At 69.7% G+C, this 20,765-nt stretch carries 16 protein-coding genes; 10 read left to right on the top strand and 6 right to left on the bottom strand.

What is annotated here, in order from left to right:
- Positions 1-13: 13 nt before the first annotated feature.
- Both QM732_RS09905 and QM732_RS09910 read left to right on the top strand, forming a co-directional pair.
- On the top strand, positions 14-226 hold the full coding sequence (locus QM732_RS09905; RefSeq protein WP_415655992.1) for a DUF904 domain-containing protein: 213 nt from the start codon (positions 14-16) through the stop codon (positions 224-226).
- Positions 223-528: a cell division protein ZapA gene (locus QM732_RS09910; protein ID WP_415655993.1), complete on the top strand. Its 306-nt coding sequence runs from the start codon at positions 223-225 to the stop codon at positions 526-528. The genes QM732_RS09905 and QM732_RS09910 overlap by 4 nt, the downstream gene beginning before the upstream one ends.
- Before the next feature lie 36 nt (positions 529-564).
- On the opposite strand, the gene QM732_RS09915 is transcribed toward QM732_RS09910, so the two are convergent.
- On the bottom strand, positions 565-2,424 hold the full coding sequence (locus QM732_RS09915) for a M48 family metalloprotease (protein WP_415655994.1): 1,860 nt from the start codon (positions 2,422-2,424) through the stop codon (positions 565-567).
- A gap of 271 nt (positions 2,425-2,695) precedes the next feature.
- On the opposite strand from QM732_RS09915, the gene QM732_RS09920 reads away from it, so the two are divergent.
- The 3 genes from QM732_RS09920 to QM732_RS09930 are packed head-to-tail and all read left to right on the top strand — an operon-like array spanning position 2,696 to position 4,932.
- Positions 2,696-3,154: an EVE domain-containing protein gene (locus QM732_RS09920; protein ID WP_415655995.1), complete on the top strand. Its 459-nt coding sequence runs from the start codon at positions 2,696-2,698 to the stop codon at positions 3,152-3,154.
- Entirely contained in the window at positions 3,118-3,963 is an 846-nt protein-coding gene (locus QM732_RS09925) for a sulfite exporter TauE/SafE family protein (protein WP_415655996.1), read from the top strand. Before QM732_RS09920 ends, QM732_RS09925 begins: the two co-directional genes overlap by 37 nt.
- Positions 3,964-4,002: 39 nt before the next feature.
- Entirely contained in the window at positions 4,003-4,932 is a 930-nt protein-coding gene (locus QM732_RS09930) for a peptidylprolyl isomerase (RefSeq protein WP_415655997.1), read from the top strand.
- A 6-nt stretch (positions 4,933-4,938) separates the two neighbouring features.
- Here the strand turns inward: QM732_RS09930 and feoB are convergent, their stop codons facing one another.
- The 5 genes from feoB to QM732_RS09955 form a co-directional block, all read right to left on the bottom strand.
- Positions 4,939-6,807: a ferrous iron transporter B gene (feoB, locus tag QM732_RS09935; protein ID WP_415655998.1), complete on the bottom strand. Its 1,869-nt coding sequence runs from the start codon at positions 6,805-6,807 to the stop codon at positions 4,939-4,941.
- On the bottom strand, positions 6,800-7,063 hold the full coding sequence (locus tag QM732_RS09940; protein ID WP_415655999.1) for a FeoA family protein: 264 nt from the start codon (positions 7,061-7,063) through the stop codon (positions 6,800-6,802). Before QM732_RS09940 ends, feoB begins: the two co-directional genes overlap by 8 nt.
- Positions 7,064-7,177: 114 nt before the next feature.
- Positions 7,178-10,966, bottom strand: a complete 3,789-nt coding sequence (locus QM732_RS09945) for a response regulator (RefSeq protein ID WP_415656000.1) — start codon at positions 10,964-10,966, stop codon at positions 7,178-7,180.
- Positions 10,963-12,204, bottom strand: coding sequence for an urea ABC transporter substrate-binding protein (locus QM732_RS09950; RefSeq protein WP_415656001.1), 1,242 nt, complete (start codon positions 12,202-12,204; stop codon positions 10,963-10,965). Before QM732_RS09950 ends, QM732_RS09945 begins: the two co-directional genes overlap by 4 nt.
- Positions 12,205-12,207: 3 nt before the next feature.
- A complete protein-coding gene (locus tag QM732_RS09955) occupies positions 12,208-13,374 on the bottom strand; it encodes a sensor histidine kinase (protein WP_415656002.1) in 1,167 nt (388 codons plus the stop codon).
- Between the two features lie 139 nt (positions 13,375-13,513).
- On the opposite strand from QM732_RS09955, the gene QM732_RS09960 reads away from it, so the two are divergent.
- From QM732_RS09960 to QM732_RS09980, 5 genes are all read left to right on the top strand, one after another.
- Positions 13,514-15,823 (top strand): response regulator, encoded by a 2,310-nt coding sequence (locus tag QM732_RS09960; RefSeq protein WP_415656003.1) that lies wholly within the window; start codon positions 13,514-13,516, stop codon positions 15,821-15,823.
- Positions 15,820-17,841, top strand: coding sequence for a hybrid sensor histidine kinase/response regulator (locus tag QM732_RS09965; protein WP_415656004.1), 2,022 nt, complete (start codon positions 15,820-15,822; stop codon positions 17,839-17,841). Before QM732_RS09960 ends, QM732_RS09965 begins: the two co-directional genes overlap by 4 nt.
- Positions 17,838-18,971, top strand: a complete 1,134-nt coding sequence (locus tag QM732_RS09970) for an HD-GYP domain-containing protein (RefSeq protein WP_415656005.1) — start codon at positions 17,838-17,840, stop codon at positions 18,969-18,971. The genes QM732_RS09965 and QM732_RS09970 overlap by 4 nt, the downstream gene beginning before the upstream one ends.
- 85 nt (positions 18,972-19,056) lie before the next feature.
- Positions 19,057-19,797, top strand: coding sequence for a sulfurtransferase (locus QM732_RS09975; protein ID WP_415656006.1), 741 nt, complete (start codon positions 19,057-19,059; stop codon positions 19,795-19,797).
- Positions 19,794-20,750, top strand: a complete 957-nt coding sequence (locus QM732_RS09980; protein WP_415656007.1) for an alpha/beta fold hydrolase — start codon at positions 19,794-19,796, stop codon at positions 20,748-20,750. Before QM732_RS09975 ends, QM732_RS09980 begins: the two co-directional genes overlap by 4 nt.
- Positions 20,751-20,765 lie beyond the last annotated feature (15 nt).

Raw genomic sequence — 20,765 nt, forward strand, 5'->3', positions numbered from 1 at the left:
CACCCGCCCATCCATGGCCAGCCTGACCGACCTGACCGACCGCGTGGAGCGCCTGCTCCTTCGCCACGACGAAATCCTGCGCACCAACCTGCTGCTGCAGGTGCAGCTGACCGCCATCACGCAGGAGCGCGACAGCCTGCGCTCGCGCCTGAATGCCGCGCGCGCGCGGGTCGACGCGCTGCTGGAGCGCCTGCCCGCCGAAGCCCCGAAGGAGGAGCAGCCATGAAGCAGATGGAAGTGACCATCATGGGCCAGAGCTATCTGCTCGGCTGCCCCGACGGCGGCGAGGCCGCGCTGACAGCCGCCGTGGCCCAGGTGGACCGCGAGATGAGCGCCATCCGTGACGCCGGCAAGGTCAAGGCGCGCGAACGCATCGCCGTGCTGGCCGCGCTCAACCTCGCCTACCAGCTCGCCGAGACGCCGCGTGAGGCGCAGCCGCGCGCGGCCACCCCGGCTTCGACGCCCGAGCTGGACGCTCTCGTTAAGCGCCTGGACGAGGCGCTGGAGCACGACGGGCAACTGCTCTAGGGAGCACCGGGCGAATTCTTCGCCCATGGCGCTCCTTCAGGCCGGCATGTGCGGATGGATGGGCTCGAAGGCGCCGCGGCGGATCTCGTCCAGTGTCGGCGCCTCGCCCGCCCAGAGCGCAAGCACAGGCCCCGGCAGGCTGAGGTTCCCTTCCAGCCATCGGCACAGCGCGAAGCGGTCCTCGTCCGACATGCCCGGGAGCTCGACGAAGACGATGTAGGCCCGGCGGCGCGGAAACTCGCGCAAGGTCTTGCTCACCAGCCAGCAGCGCGCCACGGGCTTGCAGCGCGCCAGCTCCGCCTGCACCTCGCCCAGCTCGAAGGCGGACAGGTCGTGCCGCGTGATCTGGCTGAAATACGGCACCTGGCGCAGTTCCTCCCAGGCCCGCTCCTCCCCCTCCTGCGCCTGCCTGGCGCGTTCGCGCCAGAGCTTCAGTGCGGCCGCGTCGTGCGCCAGGCCCGCGCGAGGCGTCTCCAGCTCATCCACGGCACGACGCGCCGCCCACCAGCGGTGGTCGCCGCCAGCGTCCCACAAGCGCTGCAGGGCCTGCAGGCGAGCAGCACGGTCGCCGTCGGCCAGCGCCAATGCCAGCCCCTGCAGCGCACCCGGATGCTCGGCGCTGCGCTGAAGGGCCAGCTCGTAGAGCGTCCGCACGTCGGCATGACGATCAAGGCGAACGCGCAGCCTGGCCTCCTCGACAAGGTCGTTGGCATTGCTGGTCGCCCGCGAGGCCGCCAACACCTGCACCCGCTCACTTACGCGGCCAAGCCAGGCGTGATGCTGCTTCCAGTCGCTGGCGTTGTCCCTGCCCCATTGGCGGTCGAAATGTGCGATCCAGCGCTCCACCCCATCGCCCAGCAGCGACAGCGCGCCGCGGCGCGACCACTCAGGCAGCACCGCCTGCGCGCCCAGCGCGGCCACGCGATCGCGCAGGCTGGGATGGGTATCGTCCAGGTCGCTGACTCGCGCCAGCGCCTGGCGCAATGCCTCCCGCGCGAAGCCGGGCTCGGGCGGCAGGAGCAATTGGGCGCGCATTGCCTGGAACGGCCCGGCGGGCAGCGCTGCTGCGGCCGCGCTGCGCCAGTGGTCACCCCAGAACTGCTGCAGCCACACCCCCCTGACCTCGATCTCCACCAGCGCCGCCGCTGCGGCCTCGTGGCCCACCAGCCGGCCGGCGATGCGGTCGGCCTCGTACTCGTCCTGGCGTGCCAGTGCGAAGGTCTTGGCCGCGAAGCGAGGGACGTACCAGTTGAGGAATGCCTGCGTGGCCGCCGCGGCCATGCCGGAATCGTTGCGCATGCTGTCGTACAGGCGCAGCCACGAGAGCCGTGTGCGGTAGATCCAGGCGGCGAAGCGCCCATGGTTACCCCGCAAATGGCCATATTCGTGCGCCAGTACAGCGAACAGACGGGGCTTGTCCAGCGCCATCAACAGCGGCAGGCCGATGGTGAGCGTGTTCACAGCGCCGCCCAGCAGCCCCCAGCGCGGCGTCTGCCGGATGCTGGCATTGAACTCCGCGTCAAGGTAGACGGCGTGGATGGGCGGCCCGTGGATCTTCTTGCGAATGCGCTCCAGGGCCTCGAACAGCACCGGCGCCTCGCGCGCCGTGAGAAGCTGCCCCTGCGGAGGGTCAAGACGCACCCACAGCGCCCTGAGGCTCGTCCAAAGCAGACCCAGGGCCGCCAGCAGGCCCCACGCCAGCCCGATGCGAAAACGCCCGTGCAGCAGTTGCGGCAACAGCCAGGCCACGAGTCCGGCCGCCAGCGCCAGGCAACCCAGCACCCAGGCATAGCCCAGGGCCGCGAATGCGGCGACACCGCGGCGGTAGCCGCGGCTGTCCTGCGCACTGGCCTGCTCGCTCACGCGCACCATGTGCACGAAGTCCGCCTGATTCATGAAACCCTCCCTGCAGTTCTTGTCTTTTCGGCGGCGCATCCTAGCCACCTTCGCAGGTTCTAGAATCACCCCCGTCCACCGCACCGACGGGCTTTTATTTCCTTCATCCGATGCTCTATGAGCAAGGGCTTGGAAAATTCCGGACGGGCGTGATCGTCTCGCGTCAGATGAACCCGAAGTCCGGCTGACCTCGCCCACCTGATTACCCCTGGGTGTTCAGGATCTCGGCCCCCGGATCGCGGTGGACACCTTATCCCCTTAGCATCGGCCCATGAACTACTGGCTGATGAAGTCCGAGCCCGACGAGGCCTCCATCCTCGACCTGCAGAGGGCCGGCACTCTGCCCTGGACCGGCGTGCGCAACTACCAGGCGCGCAACTTCATGCGCGACGACATGCGCCAGGGCGACGGCGTGCTGTTCTATCACTCGTCCTGTCCCGAGCCCGGCATCGCGGGCCTGGCCGAAGTCTGCAGCGCCGCCTACCCCGACGCGACCCAGTTCGACCCGGCGAGCCACTACCACGACCCCAAGTCCAAGCCCGAGGCCCCGCGCTGGGTGCATGTGGACGTGCGCTGGCGCGAGACGACTCGGCTGCTGAGCCTGAAGGAGATGCGCGAAGCGCCTGAGCTGGCCTCCATGCGCGTGCTGGAACGCGGCAGCCGGCTGTCCATCACACCGGTCACGCCGACCGAATGGCAGGCGGTGCTGAAGCGGCTGCATTCGGCGTGACGGCCTCGCTCGTCGTCGAGCTGCTGACGCTCGGGTTCGCTGCGGGCTTCCTGGCCGGCCTGCTCGGCATTGGCGGCGGCATGCTGATGGTGCCCTTCCTGACCTTCATCCTCGACCAGCGTGGTGTCGAGGCCGGCCTGGCCGTCAAGATGGCGATCGCGACCTCGATGGCGACCATCATGTTCACGTCGCTGTCCAGCGTTCGCGCCCACCACCGGCGTGGCGCAGTGCGCTGGGACCTCGTCAAGGGGCTGGCCCCCGGCATCCTGCTTGGCGGCCTGCTTGCAGGTGCCGGACTGTTCACCCTCATCCGGGGCGCATGGCTGGCCCTGGTGTTCGCGGCCTTCGTCAGCTTCTCGGGTTGGCAGATGCTGCGAAACAGCCGCCCCGCGCCCAGCCGCCAGATGCCTGGCACAACCGGGCAGCTCGGTGCCGGCGCCGGCATCGGCCTGCTATCGGGCCTCGTGGGTGCGGGCGGCGGCTTCGTCAGCGTTCCCTTCATGGTCTGGTGCAACGTACCGGTGCATATGGCCGTCGCAACCAGCGCCGCGCTGGGCTTCCCGATCGCCGTCGCCAACACGCTCGGCTACGTCGCCGGTGGCTGGGGACTGGAGCCCGCCCTGCCGGGCGCGGCGGGCTATCTCTACCTGCCGGCGCTGGCGCTGATCGCCATGGCCAGCGTGACCATGGCGCCGCTGGGCGCCCGAGCAGCGCACGCGATGAACGTGGCCCAGTTGAAGAAGGTGTTCGCAGGCCTGCTGTTCGCGCTCGCGGCCTACATGCTCTGGAAGGGCCTGGCCCAGTTCTAGGCGTTCCGTGCGCCGGGGCAGCCGTTAAGCTCCGCGCCCATGAAACACTCCGCCCTCGCTCTGGCCATGGCCAGCCTGCTGTGCACCGCCGCAGTCGCCGCGCCGTCCAAGTCCCCCGCCAAGAAAAAGACCGCTGCCGAGATCCTGGCAGCCGCACCCGCCGGCGACTGGCGCGCACTGGATCCCGAAAACACGCTGCTGATGGAGCTCGCCTCGGGCCAGGTCATCATCGAGCTGGCGCCCCGCTTCGCGCCCGCTCACGCGGCCAACATCCGCGCGCTCGCCAAGGGCGGCTACTGGGACGGCCTGGCCATCGTGCGCGTGCAGGACAACTTCGTCACCCAGTGGGGCGACCCCGACGGTGAAGACGCCACCAAGGCCAGGCCGCTTCCGGCAGGCACGGCGGCCAAGCTCCCAGCCGAGTTCTCGGTGCCCCTGGACCGCATCGGCAAGGCCGCCGGGTTTTCGCGCCTGCCCGACGTGGACGGCTGGGCGCCGCGCACCGGCTTCGTCGGAGGCTTCCCCGTCGCCGCCGACCCCAAGACCGGCAAGGCTTGGCTGGCTCACTGCTACGGCATGGTCGGTGCAGGCCGCAGTGACGCCATCGACTCCAGCAATGGCAGCGAACTCTACGCCGTCATCGGCCACGCACCGCGCGGGCTGGACCTGAACATCACCGTCGTGGGCCGCGTCATCAAGGGCATGGAGCTGCTGTCCGCCCTGCCTCGCGGCAGCGCGGCGATGGGCTTCTACGACAAGCCCGAGCAGCGCACCGGCATCCAGCGCGTACGCCTGCTGGCCGAGGTGCCGGTGGCCGAACGGCCGGCGCTACAGGTGCTGAAGACCGAGTCCGCCACTTGGACCCGGTTGCTGGACGCCCGGCGGTACCGCGGCGGCTGGTTCGTGCACAGCCCGGGCCACATCGACATCTGCAGCGCCGGTGTGCCGACGCGGCCGACGCCGCCCTGAGGCCCGTCAGCCGGCACCCAGCAGCAGCGCCACCCGGTAGGTGATGAAGGAGGCCGCGTAGGCCAGCCCGAACAGATAGGCCGTCATGATCAGCGGCACCCGGTAGCCGCCGGTCTCGCGCTTCACGGCGGCCAGCGTCGCGACGCACTGCGGCGCAAACACGTACCAGGCCAGCAGCGACAGCGCCGTCGCCAGGCTCCAGCTCTGCGCGATCAGCGGCGCCAGGGCTTGCGCGGCTTCGTCGCCGGTGGCGGACAGCGCGTAGACCGTACCCAGCGCGCTGATGGCCACCTCGCGTGCCGCCAGCCCCGGCACCAGCGCCAGGCTGATCTGCCAGTTGAAGCCGATGGGCTCGAAGATCTTCGCCAGCCCCGCGCCCAGCCAGCCCGCGACGCTGTACTGGATGGGTGCACCCGTCGCGCCCTCGGGGGGCGCCGGGAAGCTGGCCAGCAGCCACAGCAACAGGGTCAGCACCATGATGATGCCGCCCACGCGCTTGACGAAGATCACCGCGCGCTGCCACAGGCCGACCGCGATGGAACGCGGATGCGGCCAGTGGTAGCTCGGCAGTTCCATCATCAGCGGCCTGACGAGACGGCCGGTGCTGGTGAAGCGCTTGAGCACCCAGGCGATGGCGAGGGCCCCCACGATGCCGGCCAGGTACAGGCCGAACAGCACCAGGCCCTGCAGCTCAAGTCCGGCCACCGTGCGCTGCGGCACGAAGGCGCCGATCAGCAGCGCATAGACAGGCAGCCGAGCCGAGCAGGTCATCAGCGGCGCGATCATGATGGTGACGATGCGGTCACGCGGATTGGCGATGGAGCGCGTGGCCATGATGCCGGGGATGGCACAGGCAAAGCTCGACAGCAGCGGGATGAAGCTGCGCCCGGACAGGCCCACGCTGCCCATCAGCCGGTCCAGCAGCAGCGCGGCGCGCGGCAGGTAGCCAGACTCCTCCAGCACGAGGATGAAGAAGAACAGGATCAGGATCTGCGGCAGGAAGACCAGCACGCCGCCAGCGCCCGCGATGATCCCGTCGACGATGAGGCTGTGGAACCAGCCTGCCGGGATGAAGTTGCCCACTTGCTCACCCAGCCAGGCCATGCTGCCTTCGATCATCCCCATGGGCTTCTCGGCCCACGAGAACACCGCCTGGAAGAGAAGGAACAGCAGCACCGCCAGGATGACCGAGCCGGCCACCGGGTGCAGCAGCACACGGTCCACGCGGTCACTGGGCAGAGTGGGCAGCTCATGGTCGAGATCCAGCGCGTGCAGCCAAGTCTTGACGGTGGCGTGATCATCGTCAGGCTGCCCGGCGGCAATGGCCGCCCCCTCCCAGACCTCGGGCTTGTCGAGCAGAACGCGCAACTCGTCCAGGCCTTCCTTGTGGATGGCAACGGTGCGCACGACCGGCAGGCCCAGCTGCTCGCTCAGTGCCGCAGCATCTATCTTCAAGCCGCGGCGCGCAGCCAGATCGACCATGTTCAGCGCGACGACGACGGGCAGGCCCAGGCGGCGCACGGCCAGCAGAAGGCGCAGGTTGCGGCGCAGATTGGTTGCGTCCAGCACGCAGACGACGAGGTCGGGCCGCTTCTCGCCCTTGGCCCGGCCGGCCAGCACATCGCAGGTGACGCGCTCGTCAGGCGAGCGCGGATGCAGGCTATAGGTGCCAGGCAAATCCAGCAGACGCAATGTCTTGCCCGCGGCCGTCACGAGGCGGCCTTCCTTGCGCTCGACGGTGACGCCTGCGTAGTTGGCCACCTTCTGGTGGCTGCCGGTCAGGCCATTGAAGAGGGCCGTCTTGCCGCAGTTGGGGTTGCCGACGAGTGCGACGAGCTTGCCGCCGCGATGAACGTGGACAACCGCCTCAGTCATGACGGCGCGTCGTCACGGCGATGCATTCGGCTTCGGCGTGGCGCAGCGCAAACGTCGACTGCCCGACGCGCACCACCAGATTGCCCGTGCGCAGGGCGCCGCGGCGCAGCACACGCACGGCCTCACCTGGAAGAAAGCCCAGGTCGGCCAGCCAGGCGGCCCATTCCGGCGAATGCTGGGGGGCGCGCACCTGCTCGACGGTCAGCGCCTGCCCGGCAGGGGCGGCGGCGAGGCTGGAGGGCAGCGGCTCGGACATGGGCAGATCGACAGGCAGTCGTTTTGATGAGAATGATTCTCATTGTACTCATGCCAACTCCACCCGGCACGCAAAACCGGGTTTTGGCCGCGAAGACGCTTCGGCCTACCGCGCTCAGCGCGGATTGAGACGATCCAGCAGTTGGTCGCAAGCCTTGAGCGCCTTGGCGAAATCCAGGCGCGCGACAGCGGCCGACAGGGGCGCCACCTCCGGGCCGAGCTGACCCGCATGGGCGGCTGCCAACTGCTCGCAAACGGCGACCGAACGCATGTTGCGCTCCACCAGCAGCAATCGCAGTCGGCGCAGGGCGTCGAGCGGGTCACCACTCACTGGTTCAGCTGACGTGGCCAGGCCGGCCGGTGCCGGCGGCACGGCCGTGCCGAGAGCTGCCAGCGCAGTCAGGCTGTCTTCCAGCAGGGCTTGCAAGGCGCCGAGGTCGACCGCCTGTGTCGCCGCGCCCTCGCGAAGTGCCTGCTCCTGCCGGCCAGCCAGCGCAGCCAGCGCGCTGGCACCGACGGCACCGGCCAGCCCGCGCAAAGTGTGCAAGGCGCGTATGGCATCGGTCGGAGCGTGCTGCCGCAAATGGCGGCCCAGGGCTTCGATCTCTGCCGGTGCATCCTGGGCAAAGGACTTCACAAGTCGCTCATACAGCGCCTGCCGCCCGCCGAGACGCCGCAGCGCCGCTTCGGGCTCCAGCAAGGCACTCCGAGCAGGCGCCGCAGCCGGCGCGACCGGCCCGACGTAGCGGCACAGGCAGGCGACGAGCTGCTCCAGGTCCACCGGCTTGGCGACATGGTCACGCATCCCGGCCGCCAGGCAGGCCTGGCGGTCGGCCTCCATCGCATTGGCCGTCATTGCGATGACGAGGCTGTCGGGGCGACGCGCAAGGATGCGCTGCGTCGCCTCGAAGCCGTCGATGTCGGGCATCTGCACGTCCATCAGGACCGCGTCGTACGCGGGCTCGGACACCAGCGCCAGGTGCACTCCCTCGACGCCGCCACTGGCCAGCGTGACGACGGCGCCCTCGCCTTCCAGCAGTTCCTGGGCGACCTGCTGGTTGAAGGCGTTGTCCTCGACGATGAGCAGCCGCATGCCCGCCAGGCGCTGCGCCGCGCATGCATCGCGCTGCGGCTGCGAGGGGCGTCCGCCCGTAGCCTCGGCAACTGCGTCGTACAGCATGGACGCCGTGACGGGCTTGACGAGATAGCCTCCCAGGCTCTGCATGTCCTGCTCGCTGCGTTCGGCGAGTAGTTCTCGGCCATGGGCCGTGACCATGATGATGACGGGCGCGTCCGACTCGTGGCTGTCGCGGATGCGGCGCGCTGTCTCCCAGCCATCCAGCCCGGGCATGCGCCAGTCCATCAGGATGAGCTGGTAGCGCGGCTCGCCTCGCGCCGCAGCCTCGTGCACCAGGTCCAGCGCCTGCTCGCCGCTGGCCGCCAGGTCACAGTCCCAGCCCAAGCTTGCACCTATGCCCTGCAGCACCTCGCGGGCCATGGGGTTGTCGTCGACGATGAGAACCTTGAGGCCGCGCTGCGTCGGGTCAGCCTCGCCGTCGCCGGCCGACGCGCCCTCCATCAAGAGCTCGAAATGAAAGCGGCTGCCCTCGCCGACTTGGCTATCCACGCGCAGCTCGCCGCCCATGAGGGCGACCAGGCGACGGCTGATGGCCAGGCCCAGCCCGGTGCCACCGTAACGCCGCGACGTGCTCTGCTCGGCCTGGCTGAAGCCACCGAAGATGTGCTCCAGCTTGTCGGGGGCAATGCCAATGCCGGTGTCGCTGACCTCGAAGCGAAGCCGCGCCTTCCTTTGAGGTCCTGCGCCCTCCTCGCCCAGCAGCCTCAGGCCCAGCACCACCTCGCCCCGCTCGGTGAACTTGAGCGCATTTCCGGCCAGGTTGAGCAGTACCTGGCGCAGTCGCATCGAATCGCCGACCAGCGCTGCCGGCAGGTGCGGATCAAGGCGGAACAGCACCTCGATGTCCTTGGCGCCGACGTTGGCCGACAGGATGACTGCCAGCTCGCGCATGAAGTCGCTGAGCTCGAAGCGGTGCGGGTCCAGCTCCATCTTGCCGGCCTCCACCTTGGAGAAGTCCAGCACGTCGTTGATCACTGCCAGCAGGGCCTGTGCAGCCGTGCGGGCCTTGCTGGCGTAGTCGTGCTGGCGCGGCGACAGCTCGGTGCGCAGCAGCAGGTTGAGCATGCCCAGGGCACCATTCATCGGCGTGCGGATCTCATGGCTCATGTTGGCCAGGAAGTCACTCTTGGCCTGGCTGGCCGCCTCGGCAGCGACGCGGGCGCGCACCAGCTCCACCTCGGCGCGATGCCGCTCGGTCACGTCGATGAGCATCTGCACGACGTTGACGAGGCGGCCACGCCGGTCGCGAATGGCACTGGCACTGGCATCGACGAACAGCTCGCCGCCGCCGGGCAGCGCGAAGCCGCGCTCGAAGCGCACATGCTCCATCCGTCCGCCGGCCAGTCGGGTCAGCTCGCCGCCAAGTACGCGCCCAGGACGGAAGTCTGGGAGGTCGGCAAGCTTGGCGCCCTGCAGCTCGCCGGCCTCACGGCAGAGCATGGCCGTCAGCGCCTGGTTCACGTCAAGGATGGTGCCCTGCGCATCGCACAGCGCAATGCCCACCTGGGCGCGTTCGAAGACGCCACGAAAGCGCTGCTCGCTGTCGTTCAGCGCCCGCGTGCGCTGCTCAACCCGAGCCTCCAGCAACTGCCTCTCGACGACCAACTGATCGGTCATGTGGTTGAAGCCGCGCGCCAGCTCGCGGAACTCGCGAAAGCCACAGACAGGTGCGCGCTCGTCCAGCTTGCCTCCAGCAATGCGAGCAACCGCGCCGTTGAGCATCTCCACCGGCTCGACGATGCGGCGCCTCAGCAGCAGACCGAGCGCAGGCGCTAGCAAAAGGGCCAGACCGAGGGCGACAAGCAAGCGGTCGCGCAGCGCATGCGCCGGCGAGAAGGCCTCCGCAGCGTCGAGGTTGACGGTGATGCCCCAGTCCAGCGCCGGCAGGTGGCGCCAGGACGAGATGACCTCGACCCCCGCGTAGTCCCGCGTCAACCCGCTGCCGCTCTCACCGCGCAACGCACGCAGCGCGGGCGGCGCATCGGGCGCCGCCAGGTCCATGATGCCGGTCAGGCTCTGACTGGGAGCACGCCTGAGGTCGTTGATGAAGGCAGCCTTGTCGCCGTCGCGGCGCACCAGCACCGTCTCGCCGGCCAGTGCCAGGCCGGACCGCTCGGTCGCGACGCGCAGCAACCGCTCGAGGCCCAGCTGCAGGACGACGCTGCCGAGCACGCGGTCGTTGACGACCACCGGCTGGACGAAGAAGAGGGTCTGCCCTTCCCCGCCGCGCAGGCGCTGCACCGACGTCAGCTGCGCATCGAGCTGGCCGATGGCGCGGCGGTGGGCAGCGAACAGCTCACTGCCCTCGAAGTCACCGCCGTCCAGGCGCATCGCACCCGGCGCAGCCGACGCCTTCATCGCGAAGCTGATGCGGCCATCGGGCTGGACCAGCATCAGATTGAGGTATTTGCCGGTGTCGTACGGACGCTCGAAGAAGGCCTGGCTGGCCGCGGACACATGCGTCGCAGCGGCATCAGCGCGCTGCGCCAGCAGCTCGCTGGTATCGCGGGCCTGGGCGACGACGCGGCCATCGATCTGGACCTCGTTGAGGTACTCGTTGATCTCGTAGACCTTCTTGCGCGACAGGACGATGAGTCCCTCGGTTACCGTCTCGCGCAGGCGCTGCTCGAAGTTCACGAGCTGCCACAGCCCCACCATTCCCAGCGGCAGGATGGACAGCAGCACCAGGCCCAGCAGCAGCGCCGGCCCGACGCGCAAGGCTGGGCGCGACGACTCGTTGGCGGCCGTGGCCGCGGCGGCGCTCAATGCTGCACCTCGATGCGGGCCATCTCGGCCACCCATTGCTCGGTGGAGCGGAAGGTCGGCCACGGCTCGGGCCTGATGTAGCGCGGCAGCACGAAGACCTCGTCGAGCCGGCCGTCGGGCTTGACCTGAGCGATGCGCAACTGGCGCCACAGGTGGCGGCTTCGGCTGTCCACGGCTGCGGACCCCTGTGGACCAATCACGGACTGGTGCAGCACGTTGGTGTTGACAGCATCGGTCTGCGGGCTGCCGACCTCGCGCACCGCCGCGGCCCAGAGCAGCACGCCAAGATAGGCAGACACGGCGGGATCACTGGCCTGAGTGGCCTCGCCCTGGCTGCGCCGCAGCCGTGCCAGGAAGGCTTCGTTGGCTGGCCCAGGCTGGGACTGCAGATAGCTCCAGGCGCTGAAGTGGCGGCCGAGCCGCCCGCCATCGAAGGCCTTCATCTCGGGTTCGGCGGCGCCCAGGGACAGCAGGGGCAGGTCGCCCAGCCCGGCCGTCACGAGCGCATCGAAGAAGGCATGGTTGCTGTCGCCGCTGATCGCGCTGAGCACGACGTCGGGACGGAGCTGGCGCAGGTCGGCCATGACGGCGCCCATGTCGTCCGCACCGAGCGGCACGTAGCGCTCCCCCAGCAGCCGGCCGTCGCCAAGCTGGATGAAGTCGCGCAGCACGGCGCCCAGGCGGCGCTGGTAGAGACCGTCGGTGCCGACCAGATAGACCCGCCGGCCGAAGCCTCTCATGGCCCAGTCGGTTGCCGGCAGCGCCTGCTGGTTGGGCGTCGGGCCGGTGTAGACGATGTGCGCCGACTGCTCCATGCCCTCATGGGCGGCCGGGTAGAAGAACAGGTGCCGGTGGGTCTCAACGACCGGACGGACGGCCATTCGGCAAGTCGATGACCAGCAGCCGAAGAGGGCCACTGCGCGCTCCGCGCCGATGAGGCGCTCAGCCGCGGCCGCCGCGACGCGAGGGTCGGAGCGCGAGTCCTCGATCTTCAGCTCCACGCGACGGCCCAGCAATCCGCCTCCGGCGTTGAGTTCCTCCACCGCCATCTTGACCGCTGCAACCAGCGGCGCCTCGCTCTTGGCCATAGGGCCGCTGAGGGCGTGCAGCAGGCCAATGACGATGGGGCTGCGATCGGCCTCCGTGGCCGGCTTCTGCACGAAGTAGGCCGCCAGTACCAGCGCCAGCACCAGCAGCAGGCCGCCCAGCAGCGCCCATCGTGGCCGCAAAGCCTGCATGGCCTAGCCCGCCGAGCGCCGCGCCTCGGGCGAGATCAGGGGCAGTGTCAGCCTCACCGTCGTGCCAAGGCCGGGCGTGGACTCGACCTGGATCTGTCCCCCCAGCGCAAAAGTAACGAGGTTGCGCACGATATAGAGCCCCGGCTCGCTGCGGTTGAGACCGAAACGCGTCGAGAAGAAAGGGTCGAAGACGCGTCCCAGCATGCCCGGAGGGATGCCGACACCGTGGTCCTGCACCGTGATGGTGAGCTGGTCGGCCCCCAGCGGGCGCACACGCAGATGCACCTCGCCACCGGCCTCGCGGTAGGCATGTTTGACGGCGTTCTGGATCAGCGTCGCCAACACCTTGGCCAACGCACCGCGGAAGCTCAGCAGGTGCAGGTCGTCCCCGGCGTCCAGCTCGCAGCGCACCTGGTGGGTCTCTAGCGCCGGCGCCAGGCTGGCAACGACCTCGTGGATCAGCTCCAACAGCGAGAAGCTGCGGCGCTGGTCGCCGAAGTTGTCGGCCGTGGACTGCAGGAAGGAGTCCACGATCGACAGCGTGCGCTGCAGGTTGGACAGCACCAGGCCGACACTCTCCTCGCTGACACGCAGGTGCTTGTCGAGGTCGCTGCGCTTGATGTTGCCGGCGTGTGACAGGCCACGCAGCTTGGCCAGGTCGTCCTGCAGCGTGCAGGCCGAGATCAGCGCATTGCCCAGTGGCGAACTCAGCTCCTGGGCGATGCCGGCAATGGTGCGGCCGACCGACGCCAGCTTGTCGCGCTGGAACAGCTCGATCTGCGAACGCGCGAAGCTCTCGGAGGCGAGCTTGAGCGCGAGCTGGGTACGCACGCGCGCCTTGACGACGACGTCGACGAAGGGTTTGGGGATGTAGTCGACGGCGCCATGGGCGAAGCCCTCGGCCTCGTCGTCCGCGCTACCCTGCACTGTGACGAAGATGACCGGGATGCCGCGCGTGCGCGGATCGGCCTTCAGGCGATCGCAGACCTCGTAGCCGCTCATTTCCGGCATCAGCACATCGAGCAGGATGAGGTCGGGCAACTGCTGGGCGCAATAGGCCAGGGCCTCGGCGCCGCCGGTGGCCATGGACACCTCGCATTCGTCCACCAGCAACTGGTAGAGCGCGTGGATATTGCTGGGTTGATCGTCGACGACGAGGATGAGCGGCATGACGGCTCAGGATAACCGCAGCCTCAGGCCTCACGCCGCAGCCCTGCCCTGGGCTTTCCCCAGGGGCCGCGCAGTAAATCCGTCGCACATTTCGCGCATTGAGCACTCCCATAATCGGCTCCGTTCACACCACCGCCCAATGCCTCTGCGCACGCTCACGATCGGTCTCCTCTGGCTTGCCATGGCGGCGCTGGCCGTGCTTTTCCTGTTGCTCTGGAGCCTGCGCGGCACCAGCGGCGCGGCCATCGATGTCGCCCTCGTGATCAATGCCCTGCTGCTCCCTCTGCCGCCCTGGTGCCTGTTCGCGTGGCGCCGCAACACAGGCGAGGCCGGTCAGGCCCAGTCCCGCTTCCTGGCCCAGATCAGCCACGAGATCCGCACGCCCATGAATGCCGTCATGGGCATGACCCAGCTCGCCCTGCAGACCCAGCTCACGCCCGAGCAGCGCGACTTGCTGACGCGGGCCGATGCTGCCTCGCGCAGCCTGCTCAGCTTGATCAACGACGTCATCGATGTCTCCAAGGTCGAGGCGGGGCAGATGCAGATCGAATCGCAACCGCTGCGGCTGGAGGACGTCGTCGCCCATGCCATCGAACGGGTGCGGCAGCTGCACGGCAACCCCGACGTCGCGCTGATCTGCGACTGGGCGGATGCCAGCCTGCTCGCCGAGCGCGGCCAGTTGCGCGGCGACGCACAGCGACTGCAACAGGTGCTCGTCAACCTGCTTTCCAACGCGCTCAGGTTCACCCCGTCCGGCCAGGTGCTGCTACGACTGACCACCCGCCCGGGTGACGAGCAGTGCCGGGTGCCGCTCGACATCATCGTGCAGGACAGCGGCATCGGCATGAGTGCCGAGCAGCTCGACGGCCTGTTCCGCGAGTCCGGGCCAGGTGGCGCGCCCCTCACCCGCCGCCACGGCAGCACCGGTTTGGGGCTGGGTCTCACGCGCCGCCTCGTCGAGCTGATGGGCGGCCGGCTGGACGTGCACAGCCAGCCAGGCCGGGGCAGCAGCTTCGCGATCCATATCGCGCTGCCGCTGGACCCGCAGGGCCTGTCACCAGCGCCGCTGCGACCCCAGCGCCTGCTGCTCGCCAAGGCCCAAGTCGATAGCCGCGAGGCGACGCTGACGCTGCTGCGCCACCTCGGCCTCGGCCCAGGGCTGGCCGCCAGCAGCGACGTTGCCGGCACGCTGGCGGCGCTGGACGAGGCCCGCCGGGAGGGCCAGCCCTTTGACTGGCTGCTGCTGGACTGGCGGCTACCCGGCCCCGGGGCCACAGGCGCCGAACTGCTTGCTCAGCTGCGCCGAGACCACCCGTCGCTGCGCATCGCGGTGTTGAGCCCGCCCGGCCAGGGCGAAGAACCGGCCCAGGCCCGCGCCTTCGGCGCGCGCGCACTCTGCCCCAAGCCGCTGCTGCCCGGAGAGCTGCGCCGCTTGCTGAGCGATGCCCCAGGCGAGCGCACCGCCAGCGCGGACCTCCAGTCGCTGGACGGCCTGCGAGTGCTGCTCGTCGAGGACCATCCCATCAACCAGGAGATCGCCGTGCGCCTGCTGAGCAGCCGCGGCGCTCAGGTCGACCTCGCTGCCGACGGGCAGCAATGCCTGGACCAGTTGCAGGCCCGCGGCCCCGGCGCCTACGACATCGTGCTGATGGACCTGCAGATGCCCGTGCTAGACGGCCTCAGCGCCACGCGCCGGCTGCGCGGGCTGCCCGGCTTCGAGAAGCTGCCGGTGCTGGCGATGACGGCCCACGCCCTCGCCGAGGAGCGCGCCGCATGCTTGGCCGCCGGCATGCAGGGGCACATCGCCAAGCCGCTGGACGTGGCCCGCCTGGTACGTGAGCTGCAGCGCTACCGCCCGCCAGCGCAGCCTTCGCCGCCACAGCCCGTGCTGGACCTGCAACTGGGCCTGCGCCAGTTCGACGGCCAGGTCGCTCTCTACCGCCGCACATTGCAGGGCTTCGCCGACCAGTACGCGGATGGCCTGGCCACCTGGCCCGGATGGCTGGGGCGGGGCGATTGGGTCGATCTGCGCCGCGCGGCCCACACGCTGCAGGGCCTGGCCGCGACGCTGGGTGCCCAGCCCCTGCAGCAGGCCGCGCTGGCGCTGGAACGCAGCGCGGTCGTGGCCGACGCCGCCGCCGCCGGCGCTCAGCTGGATCAGGTCCGGGCTGCTCTTTCGTTGGTACAGGCCGAGCTCCGGACCGCCCTCGGCCGCCCCTGGGACGCGGCCGCGCCACATGCCGATGTGCTGGCGGATCCAGGCAATGTCGAGGAGCTGCGCCAGTTGCTGGCCCAGAGCGACAGCCGAGCCCTGGACTGGTGGCAGGCCCACGGCGCTCACAGCGGCCTGGACGCCGAGAGGCGGCGGCAGCTGGACCGCGCATTGGCGGCACTGGATTTCGACGCCGCGGCCCAGGCCCTGGGGCCTTCGACGCAGGGTGGCGGATGAGGCCGGGACTGATCGTCGTCCTCGGCCCGCTGGGTACGCGCTGGCTGTTCGCCGTCGTCGTCGCGTCTGCACTGCTTGCCTGGGCCAGTGAGGCGGCCACGGGCGTCATCGAGCCCAGCGACCGCGTCGCCTATCCACTGATCGCCACCGCCTTCATGGCCCTGGCCCTGCTCGTGTGGCGCCAACCGCAGCGGCTGCCGCTGTGGCAACGCACTGGCGTCACGCTGCTGGCGCTTTACTTCAGCGCCAGCATGCTGGTCTTCACACTGGGAAACGGCGCCGGCCCCAGCCTCTACACGCTGGGCAGCTTCGCGCCCTGGGCCATGGTCAGCAGCCTGCTGCTGTTCACGACCTGGCGCGCCCGCGAGGCATTGCTCATCTCGCTGGGCCTGCTCGCCGTCATGCTGGCGCCGCCGACGCTGCTTCGCTTCCTGGGCACGCCCCCTCCCTGGCTGGTCGAGGGCTGGCCGCTGATCGCCAACCTGGCGCTGTGCCAGACCATGTTCTGCATTGCGCTGTGGGGCCTGTCACGCCAGCTCGGGCGGCTGACGCAGCTCGCACCGTCCGCTGGCGCCCTGGCCACCGCCGACGACCTCGTCGCCGCCCGACTGACCGAGCTGGAACGATCACGGGCGGCGGCCGAGGCCGCGTCGCGCGCCAAGTCCGACTTCCTAGCCAACATCGGCCACGAGATCCGCACGCCGATGAACACCGTGCTCGGCCAGACCCGGCTGCTGCTGCAGGGCCGACTGCCGGCCGACCAGCGCGCGCGGCTGCACGAGGTGGCCACGGCGGGCGAGTCGCTGGTCAAGCTCATCGACGGGCTGCTGGACTACGCCGACCTGGACGCCGGCCGGATGCAGCTGGGCGCAGATCCGCTGCACCTGGAGCAGCTGCTGGCCCACGCTTTCGACGCCGTACGGCCGGCCGCCCAAGCCAAGCATCTTGACCTGATCTGCGACATCGCGCCAGAGATGCTGGGTGAGGCGGGTGCGCGTCGTGGCGACGCTGTGCGCCTGACTCAGCTCGTCACCGAGCTGCTGGTCAACGCCGTCAAGTTCACATCGAACGGCCAGGTCAGGCTGGTCGCGACCCTCGATGCCGCCGGAGGCTGGGTGCTGCGCGTGCGCGACAGCGGCGTGGGCCTGGGACCCGAACAGCTTGCCCGGCTGTTCACGCCCTTTGCCCAGGCCGAGGCCGGCGCCACGCGGCGCTTCGGAGGCACGGGCCTGGGCCTGGCCGTCTGCCGGGCGCTGGCCGAGCGCATGGGCGGCTCGCTCACGGCGCGCAGCGCGCCGGGCCAGGGCAGCGAGTTCGAGCTGACGCTGCCGTCTTCGCCCTGTCCTGGATTCAAGCCACCGCCGCCACCTGCGGCGCACCGCGTGCTGCTGGTGCAGGCCGCGCACAGCGGTGGCCACGAGGCCCTGGCAGCGCTGCTGAAGGCGCTGGCACCGTCAACCCGCGTCGACGTGCTGGCCCAGGGCCGCCAGGCGCTGGCCCGTCTCGTGGCCCAGCCGGCCAGCCAGCCCTATGACCTCGTCCTCATCGACTGGGTGCTGCCCGACATGGAGGGCGGCGAGCTGCTGGCCCGTCTGGCCCAGAGTGGTCCGCCGAGAGCGCGCCGCATGGTGCTGCTGAGCGCCTTCGACACGCCGGTGCTGCGCGAGCGTGCCAGGCGCCAAGGCGCGGAGACACTGGCGGCCAAGCCGCTGCTGCCGCACACGCTGCGCCGCCTGCTAGACCTGGAGCGCCCGTTGCCTGCGGAACTGCCCCCACCTGACGCGGCCGCGCCGGCCGTCGCCGGCCCGGCCTCTGTCGCGCTGTTCGGCGAACTCGACGCCCTGCTCGGCGATGCCGACAGCCAGGCGCTGACGCTCTGGGAGCAGCATGAGTCGGCGATCATCGACGCCCTGCCCGCCCACCAGGCCAAGGCCCTGGCCGGCGCGATGCAGCGCTTCGATTTCGACGGAGCCAGGGCCGCACTGCGCGGCGGGATGCAGGACGCCGCGAAACCATGACGATGATGCCGCCCGAGATCACCCCCCAGGCCGAGACCTTCACCCAACCGGCGGCACAGGCCACCGTCCTCGTCGTCGACGATACGCCTGCCAACCTGACACTGCTGGCGCAGGTGCTCAAGCCCAGCTACCGTGTGCAGCTCGCGGTCAGCGGCGCCAAGGCGCTGGAGATATGCCGCCGCCAGCCGCCCGACCTCGTCGTGCTCGACGTGATGATGCCGGAGCTCGATGGGTACGAGGTCTGCCGCCAGCTCAAGGCCGATCCGGCCACGCGACGGGTGCCCGTCATCTTCCTCACGGCGCTGACCCGCCCCGAGGACGAGAGTGCCGGTTTCGAGGCCGGCGGCGCCGATTTCATCCACAAGCCCTTCAACCCGGCCACCGTGCGGGCCCGGGTGCGCACTCACCTGCAGCTCAAGCTCGCCGAGGACCAGTTGCTGCGCCACAACGCGCAGCTCAGCGGCGAGCTCGGCGCGCGCAGGCGCGAGGTCGAGCGGCTGCGCGACACCACCCTCTTCGTCATGGTGAGCCTTGCCGAGTTCCGCGATGCCGACACTGGCAACCACATCCAGCGCACCCAGGAGTACGTACGCACGCTGGCTCAGTGGATCGCCGCCCAGCCCGACGGCCCGGCCGACCTGACCGAGTTCGCCATCGACGAGCTGGCCAAGGCCGCGCCTCTGCACGACATCGGCAAGGTCGCAATTCCCGACGGCATCCTGCTCAAGCCCGGCCGACTGTCCCCCGACGAGTGGGAGATCATGAAGACCCACGCCGAGCACGGCGCCGACCTGCTGCAGCGTGCCATCGACCGTCTCGGCGACGATGCCGGCCTGATGCTGACCTTCGGCAAGCAGATCGCGCGCCACCACCACGAGAAATGGGACGGCAGTGGCTATCCGGACGGGCTGGCGGGCGAGGCCATCCCGCTCGCAGCACGGCTGATGGCCGTGGCCGACGTCTATGACGCGTTGATCAGCGTGCGCCCCTACAAGCAGGCCATGACCCATGACGAGGCGCTGGCCTTCATCCGCGGCGGCGCAGGCAGCCACTTTGACCCTCGCGTCGTCGAGGCGCTGAACGCCTGCCTGGCCCAGGTGCGGGCCATCGCCTCCCGGTGGGCGGATTGACCCCCCCTGGCGACTCCGGCGTCCCCATCAAGGGGCGGCGCCGTTGGCCCGGCAGCAACGGCAGGCATCGATAATCCGGCTCCTCATGCAGCCAGCCGCCATCCTGAACATCTCCTGCTACCTCTTCGTCTCGCTGACCGATACGGCGGCGCTGCGCGAGCGCCTGCATGCGCGGGCGCAGGCACTTGCCCTCAGGGGCACGGTGCTGATCGCAGAGGAAGGCATCAACCTCTTCCTGGCCGGCCCGGCAACGGCCGTGAACGCATGGGTGGACGAGTTGCGCGCCGATCCTCGGTTCGCGGCGCTGGCACCCAAGGAAAGCTGGAGCGAGGGCCAGCCCTTCCAGCGCCTGAAGGTCAAGGTCAAGGCCGAGATCATCCGCATGAACCGCCCCGCGATCCGCCCCGACCAGGCGCCACGCGCGCCGGCTCTGGCGCCGGCCGTGTTGGCACGCTGGCTGGACCAGGGCCATGATGACGCCGGCCGCGAGGTCGTCATGCTGGACACACGCAACGGCTTCGAGGTCGACCATGGTGCCTTCGACGGTGCCATCGACTGGCGTCTGCACAAGTTCAGCGATTTTCCCGATGCGCTGGCCGCTCACCGCGATGAACTGGCCGGCAAGACCGTGGTGAGCTACTGCACCGGCGGCATCCGCTGCGAGAAGGCTGCCATGGTGCTGGAGGAACAGGGCCTGAGGGCCTGGCAACTGGACGGCGGCATCCTGAAGTACTTCGAGGACACCGGCGGCAAGCATTACCACGGCGGCTGTTTCGTCTTCGATGAGCGCGAGTCGCTGGCGCCGGACCTGAGCCCCGTCGAGTGAGCAGCCGCATCACGGAGTTCCTGCTCAAGGCCGTCGGCATCCTGCTGATGCTGGCGGCGTTGGGCTTTGCCGTCAGCAAGGCTCCGGACCGCTCGCTGGAAAGCCTGGTGCCACGCTGGGCGCCGCCGCCGTCCGACTTCATCGACATCGACGGGTTGCTGGTTCACTACCGCGATGAAGGCCCCAGCGGCGATCCCCTGCCCCTGGTCCTCATCCATGGCACCAGCGCCAGCCTGCACACATGGGAGGGCTGGGTGGCCGAACTCAAGCCCACCCGCCGCATCATCAGCCTGGACCTGCCCGGGTTCGGCCTGACCGGGCCGAACGCGGACAACGACTACAGCGACGCCCGCTACGTGGCCTTCATGCGCCAGTTCCTTTCACGCCTGGGCGTGGGCCGGGCCATCGTTGGCGGCAACTCGCTGGGCGGCGAGATCGCCTGGCAGATGGCCCTGGCCGACCCGACACGCGTTGCCGGCTTGGTGCTGGTCGACGCGGCCGGATTTGATTTCGTGCCCGAGTCCCTGCCGCTGGGCTTCCGCATCGCCCGCATCCCGGTGCTGCGCGAACCCATGCGTTGGCTGTTGCCGCGCCGAGCCATCGAGGACAGCGTGCTGGACGTCTACGGCGACCCGGGGAAGGTGAGCGCCGCACTGGTGGACCGCTACTACGAGCTGGCGTTGCGCGAGGGCAACCGCGTCGCGCTGATGCGGCGCATGGACCAACTTGCTCCGGGTCCCTTCGAGCGGCTGCCCGAGATCCAGGTCCCCACCCTCATCCTCTGGGGCGGCAAGGACCGGCTGATCCCGCTGCGCTGGGGCCATGAGTTCGAAAAGGCCATTCCCGGCAGCCAACTGGTGGTTTTCCCGAACCTGGGCCATGTGCCTCAGGAGGAGGACCCGGCTGCTACCCTTGCGGCCTTGCGCGACTGGCTGCCCCAGGTCGCCCGCTGAACCCGTCTCACCCGA

Origin of the sequence: Roseateles sp. (assembly GCF_047654805.1) — a bacterium.
Taxonomy (GTDB): Bacteria; Pseudomonadota; Gammaproteobacteria; order Burkholderiales; family Burkholderiaceae_C; genus Pelomonas.